The organism is Methanobrevibacter sp. (assembly GCF_017410345.1).
Taxonomy (GTDB): Archaea; Methanobacteriota; Methanobacteria; order Methanobacteriales; family Methanobacteriaceae; genus Methanobrevibacter.
In genome coordinates this window covers 1-19,045 of record NZ_JAFQQZ010000032.1, presented here as the reverse complement: position 1 = coordinate 19,045, position 19,045 = coordinate 1, and the positions used below count along the sequence as shown (strand labels likewise).

Annotated in this window: 20 protein-coding genes; 12 read left to right on the top strand and 8 right to left on the bottom strand. The window is 33.0% G+C overall.

The window, feature by feature from the left end:
• Positions 1-170: 170 nt before the first annotated feature.
• From purC to IJE13_RS04300, 6 genes are all read left to right on the top strand, one after another.
• A complete protein-coding gene (gene purC, locus IJE13_RS04325) occupies positions 171-911 on the top strand; it encodes a phosphoribosylaminoimidazolesuccinocarboxamide synthase (RefSeq protein ID WP_292777501.1) in 741 nt (246 codons plus the stop codon).
• A 104-nt stretch (positions 912-1,015) separates the two neighbouring features.
• Positions 1,016-1,291, top strand: a complete 276-nt coding sequence (gene purS, locus IJE13_RS04320) for a phosphoribosylformylglycinamidine synthase subunit PurS (RefSeq protein WP_292777500.1) — start codon at positions 1,016-1,018, stop codon at positions 1,289-1,291.
• Positions 1,292-1,361: 70 nt separating this feature from the next.
• On the top strand, positions 1,362-2,015 hold the full coding sequence (purQ, locus tag IJE13_RS04315) for a phosphoribosylformylglycinamidine synthase subunit PurQ (RefSeq protein ID WP_292777499.1): 654 nt from the start codon (positions 1,362-1,364) through the stop codon (positions 2,013-2,015).
• A gap of 136 nt (positions 2,016-2,151) precedes the next feature.
• Positions 2,152-2,865: a uroporphyrinogen-III C-methyltransferase gene (gene cobA / locus IJE13_RS04310; RefSeq protein WP_292777498.1), complete on the top strand. Its 714-nt coding sequence runs from the start codon at positions 2,152-2,154 to the stop codon at positions 2,863-2,865.
• Positions 2,866-3,161: 296 nt separating this feature from the next.
• Positions 3,162-3,950 (top strand): DUF4013 domain-containing protein, encoded by a 789-nt coding sequence (locus IJE13_RS04305; protein ID WP_292777497.1) that lies wholly within the window; start codon positions 3,162-3,164, stop codon positions 3,948-3,950.
• A gap of 423 nt (positions 3,951-4,373) precedes the next feature.
• Complete coding sequence (locus IJE13_RS04300) at positions 4,374-5,075, top strand: DUF4013 domain-containing protein (RefSeq protein ID WP_292777496.1); 702 nt, start codon at positions 4,374-4,376, stop codon at positions 5,073-5,075.
• Between the two features lie 348 nt (positions 5,076-5,423).
• Here IJE13_RS04300 and IJE13_RS04295 read toward each other — a convergent pair whose 3' ends face one another.
• Positions 5,424-6,935, bottom strand: a complete 1,512-nt coding sequence (locus tag IJE13_RS04295; RefSeq protein WP_292777495.1) for a radical SAM protein — start codon at positions 6,933-6,935, stop codon at positions 5,424-5,426.
• 288 nt (positions 6,936-7,223) lie between these two features.
• Here IJE13_RS04295 and IJE13_RS04290 point away from each other — a divergent pair, with 288 nt between their 5' ends.
• The 5 genes from IJE13_RS04290 (at position 7,224) to IJE13_RS04270 (ending at position 12,256) form a co-directional block, all read left to right on the top strand.
• Positions 7,224-8,006: a uroporphyrinogen-III synthase gene (locus IJE13_RS04290; protein WP_292777494.1), complete on the top strand. Its 783-nt coding sequence runs from the start codon at positions 7,224-7,226 to the stop codon at positions 8,004-8,006.
• Between the two features lie 51 nt (positions 8,007-8,057).
• On the top strand, positions 8,058-9,182 hold the full coding sequence (locus tag IJE13_RS04285; protein WP_366514849.1) for a glycosyltransferase family 2 protein: 1,125 nt from the start codon (positions 8,058-8,060) through the stop codon (positions 9,180-9,182).
• 130 nt (positions 9,183-9,312) lie between these two features.
• Positions 9,313-9,642, top strand: a complete 330-nt coding sequence (locus IJE13_RS04280) for a signal recognition particle subunit SRP19/SEC65 family protein (protein WP_292777493.1) — start codon at positions 9,313-9,315, stop codon at positions 9,640-9,642.
• 64 nt (positions 9,643-9,706) lie between these two features.
• Positions 9,707-11,194 carry a DHH family phosphoesterase gene (locus IJE13_RS04275; RefSeq protein WP_292777492.1) on the top strand — a complete coding sequence of 496 codons (1,488 nt, stop codon included), beginning with the start codon at positions 9,707-9,709 and terminating at the stop codon, positions 11,192-11,194.
• A gap of 234 nt (positions 11,195-11,428) precedes the next feature.
• On the top strand, positions 11,429-12,256 hold the full coding sequence (locus tag IJE13_RS04270; RefSeq protein WP_292777491.1) for a MarR family transcriptional regulator: 828 nt from the start codon (positions 11,429-11,431) through the stop codon (positions 12,254-12,256).
• A gap of 205 nt (positions 12,257-12,461) precedes the next feature.
• Here IJE13_RS04270 and IJE13_RS04265 read toward each other — a convergent pair whose 3' ends face one another.
• The 7 genes from IJE13_RS04265 to IJE13_RS04235 form a co-directional block, all read right to left on the bottom strand.
• Positions 12,462-13,154, bottom strand: coding sequence for a Dna2/Cas4 domain-containing protein (locus IJE13_RS04265; protein ID WP_292777490.1), 693 nt, complete (start codon positions 13,152-13,154; stop codon positions 12,462-12,464).
• A gap of 77 nt (positions 13,155-13,231) precedes the next feature.
• Positions 13,232-13,675 carry an RDD family protein gene (locus IJE13_RS04260; protein WP_292777488.1) on the bottom strand — a complete coding sequence of 148 codons (444 nt, stop codon included), beginning with the start codon at positions 13,673-13,675 and terminating at the stop codon, positions 13,232-13,234.
• A 58-nt stretch (positions 13,676-13,733) separates the two neighbouring features.
• The gene (gene hypE / locus IJE13_RS04255) at positions 13,734-14,744 is read right to left on the bottom strand and encodes a hydrogenase expression/formation protein HypE (protein WP_292777486.1); all 1,011 of its coding nucleotides are present in this window, start codon (positions 14,742-14,744) and stop codon (positions 13,734-13,736) included.
• Between the two features lie 355 nt (positions 14,745-15,099).
• Entirely contained in the window at positions 15,100-15,477 is a 378-nt protein-coding gene (locus IJE13_RS04250; RefSeq protein WP_292777484.1) for a 30S ribosomal protein S8e, read from the bottom strand.
• A gap of 451 nt (positions 15,478-15,928) precedes the next feature.
• Positions 15,929-16,750: a zinc-ribbon domain-containing protein gene (locus IJE13_RS04245; protein ID WP_292777482.1), complete on the bottom strand. Its 822-nt coding sequence runs from the start codon at positions 16,748-16,750 to the stop codon at positions 15,929-15,931.
• Positions 16,751-16,839: 89 nt separating this feature from the next.
• Complete coding sequence (locus tag IJE13_RS04240; RefSeq protein ID WP_292777480.1) at positions 16,840-17,520, bottom strand: TIGR02253 family HAD-type hydrolase; 681 nt, start codon at positions 17,518-17,520, stop codon at positions 16,840-16,842.
• A gap of 146 nt (positions 17,521-17,666) precedes the next feature.
• Entirely contained in the window at positions 17,667-18,347 is a 681-nt protein-coding gene (locus IJE13_RS04235) for a DNA polymerase domain-containing protein (RefSeq protein WP_292777478.1), read from the bottom strand.
• Between the two features lie 391 nt (positions 18,348-18,738).
• On the opposite strand from IJE13_RS04235, the gene IJE13_RS04230 reads away from it, so the two are divergent.
• On the top strand, positions 18,739-19,002 hold the full coding sequence (locus tag IJE13_RS04230) for a winged helix-turn-helix domain-containing protein (RefSeq protein ID WP_292777476.1): 264 nt from the start codon (positions 18,739-18,741) through the stop codon (positions 19,000-19,002).
• Positions 19,003-19,045 lie beyond the last annotated feature (43 nt).

The window sequence follows — 19,045 nt, the reverse complement described above, 5'->3', positions numbered from 1 at the left end:
TTATTTTTTAAATGATTGACATGATGAAATAACTAAAATTAAATTAGATTTATTAAGGATAATAAATATAAAATTATATATTATAATTTCATAAATTTTTTAAATAATTATAAGGATTAATTGAAATTTAAATGAATTATTTGAAAATAATTTTTAAAATGATGATTGAAATGGATTCTAAAAATTTACTTTATGAAGGAAAAGCCAAAAGCGTTTTCCAAGGTGAAAATCCTGATGAGGTCATAATCGACTTTAGAGATGACATGACAGCAGGAGATGGTGCTAGAAAAGAAAGCATGGGACAGAAAGGTTATATAAACTCAGTTATCTGTGCAAAGATCTTTGAAACCCTTGAAGCCGAAGGGGTCAGGACACAATTGATTGAATTATGCGAACCTTGCGTTATGAAAGCCAAAAAACTGGATATGATTCCTATAGAAGTCATTGTAAGAAACATAGCTACAGGAAGCATTATCCGAAAATTCCCATTTGAAGACAAGGCTCCATTCAATCCACCTCTCATACAGATGGACTTTAAGGACGACGAATTCCATGACCCAATGTTGAATGACGCAATAGCAATCGCACTTGGAATTGCAAGCAAGGAAGATTTGGATGAACTGAGAGAATTGGCCCTTAAGGTAAATGAAGTCATGAGCAAAATGTTCAGGGACATCGGAATTATTCTTGTCGACTTTAAGATCGAATTCGGTAAGGACAATGAGGGAAACATCATATTAGGTGATGAGATAAGTCCTGACAGCTGCAGACTATGGGATGCAGAAACCCTTGACATGCTTGACAAGGAGCTCTTCAGACAAGGAAAGGACGATGAGGTCATCGATGCATATGAAGAGGTGTTCAACAGACTCCTAACTGATGAAGACAAAGAGAAATGGGGAATTCAATAAATTATTCTTATGAATTATCAGATATTAAAAAATATTTAATTTTAAAAAATTCAAACTAATATAAAATTCAAAACAAATGAAACTCAAAATTTAGGTGATTAGAAATGATGTACGACATTGAAGTTAAAGTTTCCTTGAAACCGGGAATGTTAAATCCAGAAGCAACAACCATTCAAAGATCCCTTGCGCTTTTAGGTTACGAAGTCAAAGGAACCAAGACAAAGGAAATCATTACCTTTGTAATGGAAGCTGACTCAGAGGATGACGCAAGAGAGAAAGTGGACGACATGTGTCAGAAATTGTTATGCAATCCTATCATCCACAACTACACCATCAATATCATTAAGATGGACTTAAGCTGTGGATGCGGCTGTGACTAAGCAAAAGGATCAGAAATATAAGAAAATTAAAAAAATTATTCAAATTAATTATATTCATAAAAGTGATAAAATGGCAATTGGAATTATAAGATTCCCTGGAACTAACTGCGACCGTGACGTTTACAAGGCTATTGAACTTGCCGGCGGAGAGGCAGAGTACATCTGGTGGAATAATGAAGACTTAACTGATTATGATGGAATTGTTATACCTGGAGGATTTTCCTACGGAGATTACTTGCGTGCAGGAGCAATAGCTTCCAACACCCCAGTTGTTGAAGGCGTTAAGGCACTTGTAAAAGAGGAAAAGCCAGTTCTTGGAATATGCAATGGAGCACAGATTCTTGGAGAGATCGGACTCATTCCAGGATTGTTCATTACCAATGAGGTGCCTAAATTCAATTGTGAATGGTCTAAATTGAAAGTAGCAAACAACAAGACTCCATTTACCAAAAACTTTGAAAAAGGGCAAATCATTGACATACCAATAGCTCACGCTGAAGGAAGATTCTACACACAGAACATTGACCTTATGAAAGACCAAGACCAAATCGTGCTCCAGTTTGCAGAGGAAAACCCTAACGGCTCAATGGAAGCAATCACAGGAGTCTGTGATGAGTCAGGACTTGTCCTTGCAATGATGCCACACCCTGAAAGGGCAACCACAAAGCTATTGGGCTCAGACAACGGTCTTGAATTCTTCAAAGGTATGTTAGATAGTATCTAAACTATCTAAACTATCTAAACTATCAAAACTATCTAAATTAAACCTTTTAAAAAACATTAAGAATTTTATTCATTTTATTATCAAAACCCTAAACTATGAAATCAATTATTTAAAACTATAAAAAAGGAAAGATAACATGCCAGTATATTTAATAGGTGCAGGTCCAGGAGACCCTGATTTAATAACTTTAAAAGCTGTGAAAGCATTGAATAAGGCAGATGTCGTTTTATATGACTATTTGGCTAACGATGAAATACTCAAGCATGCTCCAGAAGATGCAAAGATTATTTATGTTGGAAAGAAAGCCGGAGAGCATTATAAGACACAGGATGAAATCAATCAATTGATTATCGAGGAAGCGAAAGAGCATGAAAATGTAATCAGACTCAAAGGTGGAGACCCATTCGTATTCGGCAGAGGGGGAGAAGAACTCTTGGCCCTTGCAGCAGAAAACATAGATTTTGAAGTCATACCTGGAGTAACATCAGCTATCGGTGCACCTACAAGCATGGCATTTCCAATCACCCACAGGGCAGTAGCTACCTCATTTACAGTTGTTACAGGCCATGAGGATCCAACCAAAAAGGACAAGCAGGTAAAATGGGATTACACTGCAGACACATTGATAATCCTCATGGGAATAGGCAACATCAAGGAAAACACAGAGGAAATCATGAAATACAGAGATCCTAAAACTCCTGCATGTGCAATCGAAAGCGGAACACTTCCAAACGAAAGGGTCGTTTTCGGAACCCTTGAAACAATAGCCGACAAGGAAATCAACACACCGGCAATACTTGTCATTGGCGATGTGATCAACGTATTCAAGGAAATTAAAGGAATTGAATAATTCATTCAAATTCCTTAATAATCTATTTTTTAAATTTTTCTAAATCTGACAACAAAATAATCCCACCAAATCTTTTTTTAATATATTGCAAAAACTAAAACATTTCCAAAACAAGTTAAGCTAAATTAACGATTATCTAAATAAAAATTAAGAAGGAAACATGTTTTAAATTAAAAATAAAGAAAAAATAGGCTAAAAAACACCTTATATTTAAATATTATTAAAAATAAATTCAGTAATAACTCAAAATACTTTAGAGTTAATGAGTGAATGAAATTTAAAAAGAGGTGTTTAAAATGGAAATCGTTGAAATTATCAAAGATGCAGTCCATTACCCTATAGACCATCCCAAAGACCTATTAATTTTTATAGTGCTTGACATTATTGTCACAGCCATGGGATATCTTGTGGGGATGGGTGGAATAATTCACACAATGCAATCTGACATAACCAATTCAATAATTACAATGACCAGTTCAGGAGCAATTCCTGCATTTAATTATCTTCTTATACAGGCAGGAACAGCCGGAATCATAGCGGTCATTATTGTATTTATCATAAATCTATTCTTAAACGGATATGGATTGGATATTGCAAAATTAGGTATTGAAAGAAAAGATGAAGGGCCAAAAATTGACATAGTAAGGCAAATATTAAATGGTATTAAGCTCATTATCGTCAATTTTGTCTATATGTTCGTTCCTATATTGATCATGTTGATTCTAATGCAAATACATGAAGTCATTGGAGGAATCATCGGATTGGCCGCATTGATCGTCTTTGGATTTGCCTTATTGATGGCTCAATGCAGATTGGCTAAAAATGAGAGTCTAATGGATGCCTTAAACATTCCAGAAGCCATGAAGGATATTTCCAAAGTGGGAATTGTAAAGATATTGGCAATCCTTGTTGTCATATTCCTCATTACTTTTATCCTTACTTTTATCTCATCAATAATTGTAAAAATTTGTGTCCCATTAGGCATTAATCTCTTTGTTGGTCCAATATTATCCGCTTTGATTGGAGCATTCTCATTCTTCTTATCATATAGGGCAATTGGATTAATGTACAGCGATGTGGAATAAACCCAAACTTTTTTCATTTTAGTTAGGGTTAAAATCCTTAATCAGAAACTTATCACAATTTTGTGATAAGTATCTTTTCTTTTTTTCTTTCTACCATTAAAATGAATTTCTAAAAATCATTTTTTTATAATCAATATTACTCTCAACGAAAATAAGTATTATTTTTAAAAATTGATAATTTTAATCTAAAAACTCAAATAATGAAAAACTATTTTTAATATTAATCAAACTTGAATATCGATAGAAAATATTAAAAATTAGATTAAATGCATATTCAAATTTGAAAATAAAGAAGAAATAAGCAAAAAAAATCAAAAATTTTACAATACCTTTATATATAATTAAATATAAACTTAATAATAACTCAAATATACTTTAAATAAGTTATGAGTGAATAAATCTTAAAAAAAGAGGTGTTTAATTATGGAAATTATGGAAATTATTAAGGATGCAGCATTGTATCCTATCAATAATGTAAAAGCACTAGTAATCTATGCAGTACTCATGATTGTTGCAGTATTAGTATTGGCCATTAGTGGTGTTGGACTCATTGGTGCAACTGACGCCGCCGCATTAGGAATTTTAGGAATAATTGGAATCATCATTGCACTTGCAATATTCATTCTTATTGCAGGATATATGTTAGATGTTATTAAGATGGGTATCAACAGAGAAGACGGAGCTCCTGAAATCGACGCTAAAAGACAAATTATCAATGGTATAAAATTCATTATTTTAGCAATCATCTACTTAATTATCCCATTTATAGTTATGGCTATCCTATCAAGTATCAATGAAACTTTAGGATTGATTGTAGGACTTATCTTATGCATTATCTTTGCTATACTTTTAGTTATTGCACAATGCAGATTTGCAAAAACCGAAAGTTTAGGAGAAGGTTTAAACTTCAGCGAAGTTATAGGCGATCTCAAGGAAATTGGAATTGTAAAAGTTCTTGCAATCATCATTCTTGTATCAATAATCGCTTACATTTTAAGCGCAATAGGTACTGGAATCTCAGGAATCTCTGAAACCATTGGAAGCATTATAACTGCTATCTTAAGCATCTACGTAACTTTCTTCCAAAACAGAGCATACGGTTTATTATACTCCGACGCAGAATAGATTCCAACTTTTTATTAGTTTAGAGTAAACTACTCTTAACTAATACTTTACTTTTTTTGAAAAATTTAAAAATTTAAAAACTATTAAAAATAATTTCTCTTTTTAAAAAATATTAAAAAATAATTGCTTTTTTTAAAATAATTAAAAAATACTTACTCTTTTTAAAAAATATTAAAAAATTTAAAAACTATTAAAAATAATTTCTCTTTTTAAAAAATATTAAAAAATTTAAAGACTATTAAAAATAGTTTCTCTTTTTAAAAAATATTAAAAAAATAGATTAAAAAATATTAAAAATAGAATAATAAAAAATAAAAAAATTGATCAAACCTTTAAAAAGTTTGAAATCTAATCCAAATTATCTGACTTGTTCAAAACTTTTTTTGCCCTGAATGCAATATATTGGGTTCCACCACGCATCACACGCTTGAATTCCACCCAATCAAGGTTGGCCAGGAATGTCTTCACAATATATGCAAATGAGAAATAGTACTTGCTCATAAGATTGTCTCTCAACTTTTCAATTTCCTTATGGTCCGCATAAGGATAATCCACAAGACAATTCAAATATCCGTCCTCATTCAGCCATTTTGAATAGTCCTCTGTAATCAGATAGCCGTTTTCCTTAGCCCAGTCATAGAATCCTGTACCAGGGAATGGAACAGCCTGCTGGAAGAAGCACATGTCAGGATAAACGGACTGTGCAAACCTATAGGTCTCATCGATTGTTTCAAGACTGTCTCCAGTTAGTCCAATCATGAAGCATCCGAATACCTTGATATCAAGTTTCCTTGCATTTTCCGCAAAGGCCTTAGACTGCTCAAGGGTGATTCCCTTCTTGATTTCATCCAAAACATCCTGATTTCCTGATTCATAACCGCAAACAAGCAATCTGCATCCTGCATCCTTCATTTTCTTCATGGTATCATAAGTCAAGTCCACTCTTGTATTACAGGACCAGACAGGCTTAAGGCCTCTTTTGATGATCTCATCACAGAATTCAATCACTCTTGGCTGATTTACGGTGAATGTATCGTCTTCAATGAAGATTTCCTTAATCTCTGGAAGCTCCTTGAGAATATATTCAAATTCATCCGCCAAATCGCTTACAGATCTTGTCCTATAAATCCTTCCGCCCATTGTAGATGGATAGCTGCAGAAATTGCATTGGTTCGGACATCCTCTTGAAGAGACTATCTGGATCATCGGCTTTTGGGCGAATGCATATGCATAGTCATCAAAGTTCAGGTATTTCTCATAAACCTTTGAGACATAAGGAAGACTGTCCAAATCCTCAAGTGGCTCCCTATCTTCAGTATGTTTTACAGTAAATTCAATGGAATCGGACAATAAATCAACATCCAAACTTGCAATGTCAATTCCATCTGAGTTGACCCTATAGGAAACTCCCTTGACAGAGGATATATCATCGGAAGAAATCAACTCACCAACGGTATAGTCATATTCCTGACGAAGGATATAGTCAATGCCCAAGCATTCCTCAAGAACCGCATCAGGCAAGATGGTTGCATGAGTTCCTCCAATCAGTATTTTAGCTTTTGGATAAGCTTCCTTGATTGCATTGATAACCTTATAATCATAACTGCAGGTAGGGGTGGTTATTTCAGCCATTATATAATCCGGCTCATAATCGGTTACCTCTTTAACAGTATCCTCGATTGTGTATGCCTTTGTAATGCAGTCAACCAATCTGCACTCATAACCTTGCTTTTCACAGACGCCAACACAGTATGCCAGCCAGTAAGGATAATACAATGTACCTGACTTGGTCTTCTCAGGCCATCTGCTTGCCCTGCTTATATTGAATTCATATGGTAAGTTTAAAAATAAAATTTTCATCAATATCACAATAATTAATTTTAAAGATAAAACATTTTATAAAATAATTCAATAGATAAATCTTTCCTAAAATCATAAAATGACAAATCTATTAAATGGATAAAATTTATACATATTTTTACACATATATAATTTTAGAAACAAGTATTATATAAATTTAAATAGGTTTAACGATATTTGAAAATAATAAAAAGAATCAATTTTAAAAAAATATCTAAAAACAAATACCTAAAAAACATAAATAATTTCAAAAACATAATTATAATCATAATCTTAAGATGTGGAAACATGGTGAAAAGAATAGCTATTACTAGACCTGAGGAAAGATCCAAAGCCGCAAAGGAATTCATAGAGAATTATGGTGCGGAAGCAGTCATAGTGCCAACATTGGAATTAAGGCTGGAGAATACAGATTCATTAAAGGAACTGATGGAAAGATTCGATGAATTGGATTGGCTCATATTCACATCAGTCAGCTCAATCGATTCCATCTTCAAGTTCTATCCGGACTTTGTGGAAAACTTGAATTCCGACTGCAGAATTGCGACCATCGGTACAAAAACTGCAGAAGTAGCTATGAATAAAGGGCTCCATATAGATATCATACCAAAAGATTATACTGCTGAGGGACTCATTGAAGAATTTGAAAGAATCGACTTAAATAATAAAATTGTTGGCGTTCCCCGTACGTTTTCTGCAAGGACTATTTTACCTAAAGCACTTAAAGATATGGGGGCTGAAGTGATCTTGGCAGAAAGTTACAAATCAGTCATTCCAGAAGACAAGAATGACATCATAAATTTAATCAATGAAATCCTTGATGAAAATATAGATGGAATAACATTTACAAGCCCGCTTACTGTAGTGAACCTATTCAAGATAGCTGAAGAAAATGAGAGGGACACAGACAAATTAGTGGAAAAGCTATCAAACTCCACCCTTACAGTAGCCATTGGACCGATCACCGGAAAGATTCTTGACGAATATGGGGTAAGGCACATTTATCCGGAAAGATACACAGTAAAGGACATGATTGACTTAATGTTTAGAGAATTGAACAATAAAAACTAAATGAAAAAATAACTATTTCAGCATTTTCAGAGAATTTAAAGTTGAGGAGGAATTTCTATTAGCCAATTTAAGATAAGCATTATCATACCAGTTTACAATGGAGAGAAATATCTTCCAACCACTTTGGATTCAGTAATCAATCAGACAATAGGGATTGAAAACCTGGAGATAATAATAGCCAACGACCGTTCCACAGACGGAACAAAGGAAATCATAGAGGACTATAAGGAAAGAATCAATGCTCAAACCAATAGGGAAACCATCAAATCCATCCATCTGCTGGAAAACATGGGAGGGGCATTCGGTCCGAGAAATGTGGCATTGGATCATGTGAGCGGAGAATATCTGATGTTCATAGACTCAGATGACAGCTATCCATTGGATGCATGTGAAACCTTATACAATAAGATCAATGAATATGATACAGACATAGCCTTTGGAAGATATTTAAGGCATTATCCAGAAGAAGACATCATAAGAAAATCATACACTCCATACATGGACAGCTTAGAAAAGCCTTATGCCGATTATCTTGATGACCTGGTTGAAGGGCCCAATATGAAAGGATTAGCAGCTTTTATCTGGAAAAACATTTTAAGTCATTTCTTTTATGGAAAGCCTATAAATAAAGAAAATAATGAAGAGATATTCATTAAGGACATTAAAGAGGAAAGGGATGATGAAATAGCTATCCTGAAAATCCTGCCATCATTCTGGACTAAAATATACAGAACAGATTTGATAAAAGAAAACAAGATCAGATTTCCGGAGTGCATATCTGCTGAAGACTTGAACTTCCTATTGGAATCATACTTCAAAAGCGAGAAGGGAATATTATTCTTAAATAATAAGGTTGTCTACAATTATTTCATGAGGCTGGAAGTTGAAGACAAGTCCGTTACAAAGAACATCAATTTCAGATTGGTTTATGATTCCATAAAGGCATATAGATTGTCTTCAGAGCTTTGTGACAAATACAATATCAAGAATAAGAACCTATTTTTAAACCCTTACCTGCTAAATTGGATAAGTTTATGGCAAAGCAGAAAAAATACTAAAGAAGAGAACAAGATATTTTTAAATGAGATTGAATTGATGGAAAAAGGAAATAGGAATGGATTGAAATACAAGCTGATTTTAAAGTTCATTAAAATATTACTGAAAATCAAATCATAAAAAAACAAGACCTATAAACATTAAAATATTATTGAAAATCAAATCATAAAAAACATTGAAATAAATAATTTTTAAATATTATGCTAACATATTATAATTAGGAAATCAAAAACTTTAAAGAGGTGAAAATATGAAGGATGTAATGATCTGGCCGATATATCTGGATGCTGAAAAGTCATTGAATGAAGGTAGAAAGATATCCAAGGAGTATGCCATCTCAGAACCCAGAATCAAGGAAATTGTAAAGGCCACTCAAAAATTAAGATACAAATATTATGCTGAAGAGGATAAAGCTTATCCTGGAGAATGGTATAATAAGTCTGGAAGAGTCATCATCACCAGTGATGACAGCAAAAAAGAGATTCTCATAAACTTATCAAACACCATTAAACAAATGAGAGAGACCAAACAGGCAAACAGGTCTAACAATAAAAAAGGAAAGAAAGGAAAAAGAAGATAATAATCAATTAAACTACAAAACCATAAATAAAATCTTAAAATTAAAAAAATAAAAAGGCGTTAAAATGACTGAAAACTTACCACCAGAAATGAAAAGAAGATACGAAGAAGCTAAAAAACTTATTGAAACTTCAGAAGACATAAAAATATACAGCCATACAGATTGTGACGGAATCTCATCAGGAGCTATTCTAACAGGAATATTGAATAAGATAGGAAAAAAGGATTTTGATATTGAAATCGTTAACCTAGATGTTCTGGAAGATGTTCCCATAGAACATGAACTGACAATATTTTCAGACTTGGGATCAGGACAGCCTGTCGATAAAAACGCAGATGAAGATTCCAAAATACTTATTCTTGACCATCACCCTCCACTAAGAGACATTGACTACTGCGATACAGTGGATTACGACTATTTGGAAATAAATCCCATCTTTTATGGAATAGACGGTTCTCAGGAAATCTGTGGCGGGGGGCTATGTTACCTTCTTGCTAAGGAATTCGGCTTTAGGGATTTGAGCTGGATTGGAATATTGGCAGCCATTGGAGACATACAAAATGGAAAGACCGGAAAGCTGGAAGGATTGAACAGAACCATTCTTAAGGATGCGAAAGAGGAAGGATTGGTCAACGTAATTGAAAATGACTTATCATTATATGGCAGACAGACAAGGCCTCTCTTTGTAGCATTATCATATTTCAGTGATGTGAAACTGGAAATCAGCAATGACCAGAACAAGGCATTGGACCTCTTGAAAAGACTCAACATCAACACTAGAAATCCGGTGAACGATACATCAATCAGAGTCTGCGATTTAAGCCAGGAAGACAAATTCAAATTGATTAAGGAACTGATCTTCATGGTCACAAGGGAAATCCCAAGCAGATATGCCATCCATGCCCCTAAATTGGTTATGGGGGAAAGCTACGAATTTGCAAACGAAGAGAAATATACATTCTTGAGGGATGCCTCCGAGTTCTCCACTGCGATGAATGCATGCGTCAGAAATGAAAGGCCGGAAGTCGCTTTGAAGCTCTTGGACTTGACCATAAAGAGAAATGAAATCTTAAAGGACAACACTGTATCAGTAGATATTGAAAGTGACCGTGCAGTGGTGCTGGATGAACTTGACGAGATTTCAAAAGGCCATAGGTACTACTTAAGAACAAATGTGGAACAGATCGGCAATTCCAAACCTATTGTTCAAAAGGAAAACCTCCAATACTTTGATGGAAACGGCATAAGAAGCAATGTTGTCGGTACAATTGCGGGAATGGCTCTCAGTCACGGAGATTGGAGAAAGCCAATGATTGCATTCACACAGGTGAGTGAAGAGAATGAAGACCTGAAGATCTCACTTCGCTGCTCTAAGCTATTGGCTTATGATGGAGTGCATTTCGGTTCAATCATAAGGGAAGTGGCTCAAAGTTTAGGTGGAAATGGAGGAGGCCACGATGTTGCCTGTGGAGCTTATATACCTAAAGAAAGAAGAGATGATTTCATCAATCTGATGAATGAGAGATTGGAAGGTAGATTGGTACTTGATTAATCATTCAATGCCAATTTATTATTTTTTCATACTATTTTTTATATATGCATTTATTAAGACTACTTTTATTTAAACTCATTTTAAAACTATTTTTTCAAGCAAATTTCTTAAATGAAAGTTACATTCAAATAAACTTTATAAAAAACTAAAATAAACTTTAAATATTAAAAGGAACATAATAAATATTAACTGAAAACAATATGTTTTTTCAATAAAAAGAACTAAGTGGTTATTATGGAGATTTTACAAAAAAGAGGGGCATTAACTCACTTTCAAATTTTAGGAGAAATTTCTAAACAGGAACCTAATCTCAAGCAAAAGGATTTGGCTGAACGTTTAGGAATCACTATTCAAGCTGTTTCTGAAAACATCAAAACATTGACAGAACTGGGATACATCACATCCAAGGACGGCAGGGCACCATATAAGATTACCCAAAAGGGAATCAATAAAGTCAAAAAGGATGCCATAACCTTAAGAAAGTATTCCGACAGCGTTCTTGAAACCATGACCTACTATAAATCCACCTGGCCTGCTATCGCCAAAGAGGATTTGAAGGAAGGTGACGAAGTGGGATTGTATATGGAAGATGGCAGATTATATGCTTCAATCAATGCACAGACCGACGCTTATGCAGATGTGATATTGGACACTAAAAAAGGTTTCGATGTTGCTTTAACAAACCTTAAGGGAACTATAGAAATTAAGGAAAGCAAAATCTTAATAATTACATTGCCTCCAATAAAGCAAGGAGGATCAAGGTCCGTTGACATGGACTTAATTAAGGAAATCTATGATGGCAAATATGAAAACTATGGATTAAGTTCAATCGATAAGGTTGCAGCAATCGGTACCACTTCACATGTGATAGCCAATGCATTGGATATTCCAGTTGATATTGAATTCGGAGTCAGCGAAGCTGCTCAATCTGCAGTCAGAAAAGGATTGAACGTTATGATCCTTTCAATAGGAGACATGAGCAAGAATATCAGCAAAGACCTGGAAGAGGCCAATGTTCCTTATCAAGTCATAGATGCTAAAAAATCAATTATTGAAATTTAAGAATATACTTTGAATATATTTTTAAATTTACTTTTTTAACTATTTTTTATTATATTTTTTAACTATTCTTATACTATTTTTAACTATTCTTATACTATTTTTAACTATTTTTTAACTATTCTTATACTATTTATATACTATTTTTTATTAAAAACTAAATTACTCTATTTTTAACAAATGAGAAAAAAAAGAATGTTAAAAAAAATTAAATAGCTTTTTCATCACAATAGCTTTGGAATCTGCAGCTTCTACACTTATTTGGATTCTTGGTAGGTATAGGGTCCCTTTTATCATCAATCAATCTATGTAAGAAATTGATGGTATATCTGATGTTCTTCTCATTCTTTTCATTGAATTCCTCATGCCAGAATATGTTATCGGTTCCCCTTTGCCTCAATGCAGCTATTATTTGACGATCATCATCACCAATCATGCTTTTAAAAGCCAAACAGTAAGCGCGAACCTGATTGATGGTTGATTGATACGCCCTATTTCCTGGCTTGTCATCAATAATGATTATTCTATCCGGAGTCATGCGAACTTCATCAATAAACCCTCTAATTCCATCCTCAACATCAATGACAAACATTTCACGGGATAGGATTTCCTCTTCCTTTGACAATTCAAATGCATCCTCGAAACTTGATGGCTCAGCGGTTTCCTTAAATTTCTCCTCCAATTCGGCATGGCCCCAGGTTCCTTCAATCATCTCTTTAGTTGATCCCGCTGTTTTGCCTTCAGAATATTCCAGATATAAACTGTATTCGCAATATGCCTGTGTATTCAACCAGCTTATTGGAAAATTAGCCTTTTCATCGATAATGCGAACATTTTTGAAATTCTCATGAGGCTCGAAATCCAAAATATTGAAATCATCTATAATAAGTTTATTTTCCATAAAATCCCCAATAATCTAAAAAATAGCTCTAAAAAAATAAATATAATAAAAATAGAAATAAAAAAGAAGATTAAAAATTATCTTCTTTGGAAAAATACATCAGTATTCTCTTCAACTACAGTAGTTCTTGTAATGCCATCCAGGAGTCTTGTCTTACCGGTAATCCTCCCAAGAATCACATCAATAATTATTGGGAACCAGTAAATCTTTGAAAGAGACCTGATCAATGCCTGGGAATAGGTTAATGAGTAATCTCTTCCAAGTCTTCCTCTTCTTGGCACTGTTGATTTAACTTCAATAAACATCAATCTTTTACCAACTGTTGCACCTAAATTCTTCTCCAATATTGTGAAATACAATATGATTAAAATCGGAAGAATGAATACAAAGTAATGGTAAATCTGGAACATGTTGAAGTAGTTTATAAAGAAATATGCAAAATAAGACACTATCCACATAAATGCAGAAACTACAAAGAAATCCAGGATATATGCTACAACTCTTTTACCAAATAAATTCATCAAATCACCATCTGATTCATTTAACAATTCGAACTATAAAATTTCAACAAGATTAAATTTAACATACTCTTGGAACAGGATCTGCTATAGGAGTTTCCAAGATTCTTACTCCACCGATTCCTGTTTCAATCAATACCTTATCATCATCAATAACTTCACCGATAATGGCTGCATCCTTACCATATTTATCGGTTTTAATGGCAGCCAATACCTCTTCAGCCTTTTCAGCCTTCACTCCCATCAATACTTTTCCTTCATTAGCCACTTCATAAGGGTCAATTCCTAACATATCAGAGGCTGCTCTAACTGCTTCCTTGACTGGAATCGCTTCATCCTTAAGCATGACTCCAACACCGGACTTGCGAGCCATTTCATTGATGCAGTTTGCAAGGCCTCCACGGGTAGGGTCCTTCATGGCTGTCACTCCGCCCACTTCAAGAGCTTTGGAAATGATTCCCCACATTGGAGCAACATCAGATTTAAGTTCAGTCTCAAAACCGAATCCTTCCCTAAAGGACATCAAGCTCATTCCATGGTCTCCAACACTTCCTGTGATGATGATCTTATCCCCAACACTTAAAGTGGAATCCTTAATGACCTCTCCTTTTTTGGCAATACCGATACCGGTGGTTACAATGACAATTCCATCAAGCTTGTCCTGTTCCATAACCTTGGTATCTCCAGTGATTACTGCCACATCAGCCTCTTCACAGGTATCGCTTAAGGATTTTATGATCTTATCCAAATCTTCAATTGGAAATCCTTCCTGCAATATCATGGCATTTGAAATGGCTAAAGGCTTTGCACCCATTACAGAAACATCATTGATAGTTCCTGCTGCGGAAATTCTTCCTATATCCCCACCAGGGAAAAATAATGGATTAACAGTATGACCATCAGTTGTCACAACGATTTCATAATCGCCGAGAGGAATTGTTGCACCGTCGTCCAATGCATCCAAGCCGTATCCTCCTTCAACTGATTTTTTTGATAAGTTATTAAGAATGGTTTGTGAGATCAAGTTTCCCATGACCTCTCCACCAGCACCATGTGACATTCCTATTTTCATTTTATCTCCTTAATGTAATAATTAAAATAAATAATTGAAGTAATTTTTATAAATCAGTTAAACTTTCTTAAAGATTTTCTAATATCTTCAACAGTTTATAACATTATAATATATTTAATTAATATTAAATAAGTATTTGCTATTTATTCTAAGATTAGAAATTATAAGACAATTAAAAAATAAGATGAATAGTTAAAAAATAAGATGAATAGTTAAAAAATAAGAAGAATAATTAAAAAATAAGAAGAATAAATAATTAAAAAATTAAAAAAATAGTTAAAAAAGTGTATGAAAAGTTTTAAAATGTGAATAAAGTTAGAAATAAAAAAATAAGAAAAAAGATAGAATAATCTATCTATTCTACAATAACCCCGTTAACAACACCATCTTGACCAGGTCTGGAGGTAACTTTTGCATGACCTAATTCAGTTTCTACAATAGCACCTTTGGTGATGATGTTCCTTCTTACGTAGTTTGGGTTAGCAGTGTTTTCAATTACGTTTAAGATCTCTACAGTGTGAGCTTTACCATCAGTGTCAATAACGTTGATTTGGTTTTCAAATGCTAATCTGTGTTTTTCGTTTCCACCACGGGTTCTGATTTTTCTTAATTTCTTTTCACCTAATCTGGTTTCTGCAGATTCTCTACCTAATTCTGATTTCCTTTTACCACGGTTTGCAACTCTTCTAGCACCAGATGGAGATCTGGTTGATTTTCCTTGACAAATAGCCATAACAATATCTCCTTATATTATTTTTTCCGTAATCTGTGTAATTATAAATTTTTTCAGTTCCAAAAGAATTCAGATAAATTTACATAAAGTAATCTAATGGAATAATTTTTTCTAAAATAAAACTCAAAAAACAAGCTGACCGCTTTGCTTGATAAGAGATAAATTCAATAAAAATTTATTTCAAATAATTATTAAAATTTATTTTTGATTTATTTTGTTAAGATTGAGAATAAATTCTCATGAATAAGCAAGTTAATTAATGATTCTTACTGCAAGATAAAATAAGAATGTATATATTTATATTCAAAACTATATATAAAGGTAACTATTTTTAGAACTTGAAAAAATTGAAAAAATTAGAGAATATTATTAAAAAAAGAAAAAACTAAAATCAAATATTAAAATTATAATTTAAAATTAAAATTTTAAATTAAATATTGAAGAAGATGAATTAAAATAACTTATCTTCAACAAATTCTCCCCTATTCAATTTTTCAGCAGAGTTATACGCATCAATTATTGACCATAGCCAAATCAATATATAGATCAATGCACCAATCAATATTACAGTCAGAATGATTGAAACCACTGCAAGAATTATGAAATAAATTCCTTTAGTGGAATTCCCATTATAGAACTGTCCAAGTCCTGGGAAAACAAATGATAGAATCACTGAAACTATAGATTCTTTTCTTACAGGCAAATTCTGACCATAGCTAGGATTACTCATATTCTTATTGGCATTGCCAGAAATATTTTTAAAGTCAAAGCCACAGTTAGGACAGAACTTTACCGTCTGAGCCAATTTTTCCCCGCAATTAGGACAGAAATTCTTAGGATAATTATCATTTACAGAATCAGTGGATTGGCCACAATTAGGACAGAACTTTTCTCCAAATTTCAATTCAGTGCCACACTTGCCACATTTCTTTACATTGGATTCATTAGTTTCCACATTTTCTTCCTTAACAGCTTCATTGGATTCAGTTGATTCACTAAACTCAGCAGATTCATCATTATCTTCTTTAATGGATTCATCTTTAGGTTCTTCAGAATCCAAAATAACCAATTCATTAGTATTGGTTCCATCTTCCTTTTGAATCGGAACATCAATGGATTTTTGAGAAAGATTCTCATCTACAGATTCATTGATTGAATCTGAATTCATTTCAGGCTCGACTTTCACTTTAGATAAGTCCGCTCCACAATTCCTACAGAATTTATTCAAGTTATCCTGTTCCTTTCCACAATCGGGACATAAAATAATTGCCATAAAAAACCCCCTGTTTATAGAATAAAAAATAAAATAACTAAAAAATATAAAAAATAAATTAATTAAAAAAATGAAAAAATAAAAAATCTTTATAAGACAGTATCTACATCAGAAATGCTGTCTAAAACAATAATGTCAATATCCTCTTCATTCACTCTTTCCTTTTCATCCTCATCCAAAGTGGAATTGACTAAAATAGCGCTCATTCCTGCATTGACTGCTCCCATACAGTCAACATCCAATTTGTTTCCAACCATGATGCTTTTCTTAACGTCACATGCCATTCTTCTGCATGCTTCAATATAGATTTCAGGATCCGGCTTTTCAACGCCCACCTCTTCTGAAGTGATTACAATATCAAAAAAGTGGTATAGATTCAATCTGACTAACTTTTCCCATTGCTTAATGGTGATTCCATTGGTAATGGCTCCTAGCTTATATCCTTTGCTTTTAAGATAAATCAATATAGCACTTGTTCTAGGGAATGGCCTTAAAAGAGCAAATTTCACATTGTGATATGTTGTCATTCCAATAGCTACCAAAAGAGGATCTTCCTTGCCTAAAACTTCCTGTGTTAAGATATTGAAGTGTTTGGAATAGTTTGAACCCTTATCCTTAATGATATCCTTTAATAAATCATATGCTTCATCCGGTTCCAAAGGCAAACCATTGTTGCACATACTCTCAATAGCCGCATGTCTTGCCAAATCAGCAAAACTTGAAGTGTCTACAAGTGTATCATCAATATCAAAAAATACCGCTTTTGTCATTATTACACCAAATAATAAGTCTTTAAGTCAGTCAAGTATGAAATTCATCTTACAATTTCTAATTATATATTTATTTTATTATTATATAAAAATTCCTAAAATTTATTTATTGGACCAAATATTTCCAAATTTAAATTGATTAAGTATTAAAAGAAAGCATCCAAACTTTGTTGTCTTTCATTGGAAGATAATTCCCTTAATCTATCCTTATCATAACCTAAAGGCTCCATCATCCTTGAAACCGCAGGAATCAATTGATTTTCAATATAATATTCCCTATCATATTCGATTCCTTCACTGTATTCATAAGGAACCGCACGCTCACTGATTGAACCCTTGCCTTTTGCAATTATGTATTGGACAATGGTTCCCTTGCCTACCTTGATTCCATGAGCCTCTATCTCTCGAGCTGCAACAACATGAGGTCCAACTTGCTTATAATCATCAAGGTTTTTGGTAATCTGGGTATGAATAATCAGTTCCTTCATATCCAAGTTTCCGGATTTGATTTGCTTTAGAACCTTGCTGATGATCTTTTCGGCTTTTTTGACATCCCCCTCCTTCAAGATAGCCATCAGGATATCTTCCTGAGTCTTTTTAGCTATTGGCGCCCAATCTCTTCTGACAAGTTCAAGGCCTTTTGCAATAATCTTTCCATCTTCAATTACAGCATACCTTTTCTTGCTTACAAAGAATCCTCTCCTATAGAATCCTTCAAATTCCAATTCCATTGTACCTGGTAAAGATCCATTAAAATAAGATAAAAACTTATCCTTCTGCACTTTTATCTCATTTTCAATAGCTATTTGCTGTGGGGATTCGCTCATTTTTACACCTGAAAAATAATAAGTATTTAACTATATAAATATATAATTTTTTTCTTTTTATAATTATGTATTATTTGAAATAGGAATATTGTTTTTTACCTATCTGATAACTATCTAAAAACTATTTAATATTATCTAACTATCTAATAACTATCTAATAACTATCTAATAACTATCTAATAACTATCTAATAACTATAATATAGCTATCAGATAACTATCGATTTGCTATTTAATAAATATAAGGAGGATAAACATTTAATTTAAAATAGCTAAGTTATTATTAAGAATAGTTTTATATATTAAACTTAATCGAAATAAGTTCTATAAGTTTAAAACAAAAAATAAATAGGATGAAGTTTAATATAAAATAAAACAGTTGAAGGGATACTATGAAAGACTCTGAGAAAATTATTATAGAATTCATCAAATTGTCCAAAAACAGAGAGAAAGTGTTTAGAGCACTAGAAGGAGAAACTTTAAAGCCTACGGATATAAGCAAAAAAACTGGTATCCATAGGAATAATGTCAGTCGAATATTAAGCCAATTGAGAGAAAAGGAGTTGATTCGTTTATTGAATCCTGAAACCAAACGAGGCCGATTATACGAATTAACAGATTATGGCAATGAGATTCTAAATTTAATGAAATCTTAAATACAAAAATTCATTAGATTTTAAAAAAAAAAGAAGAAAAATA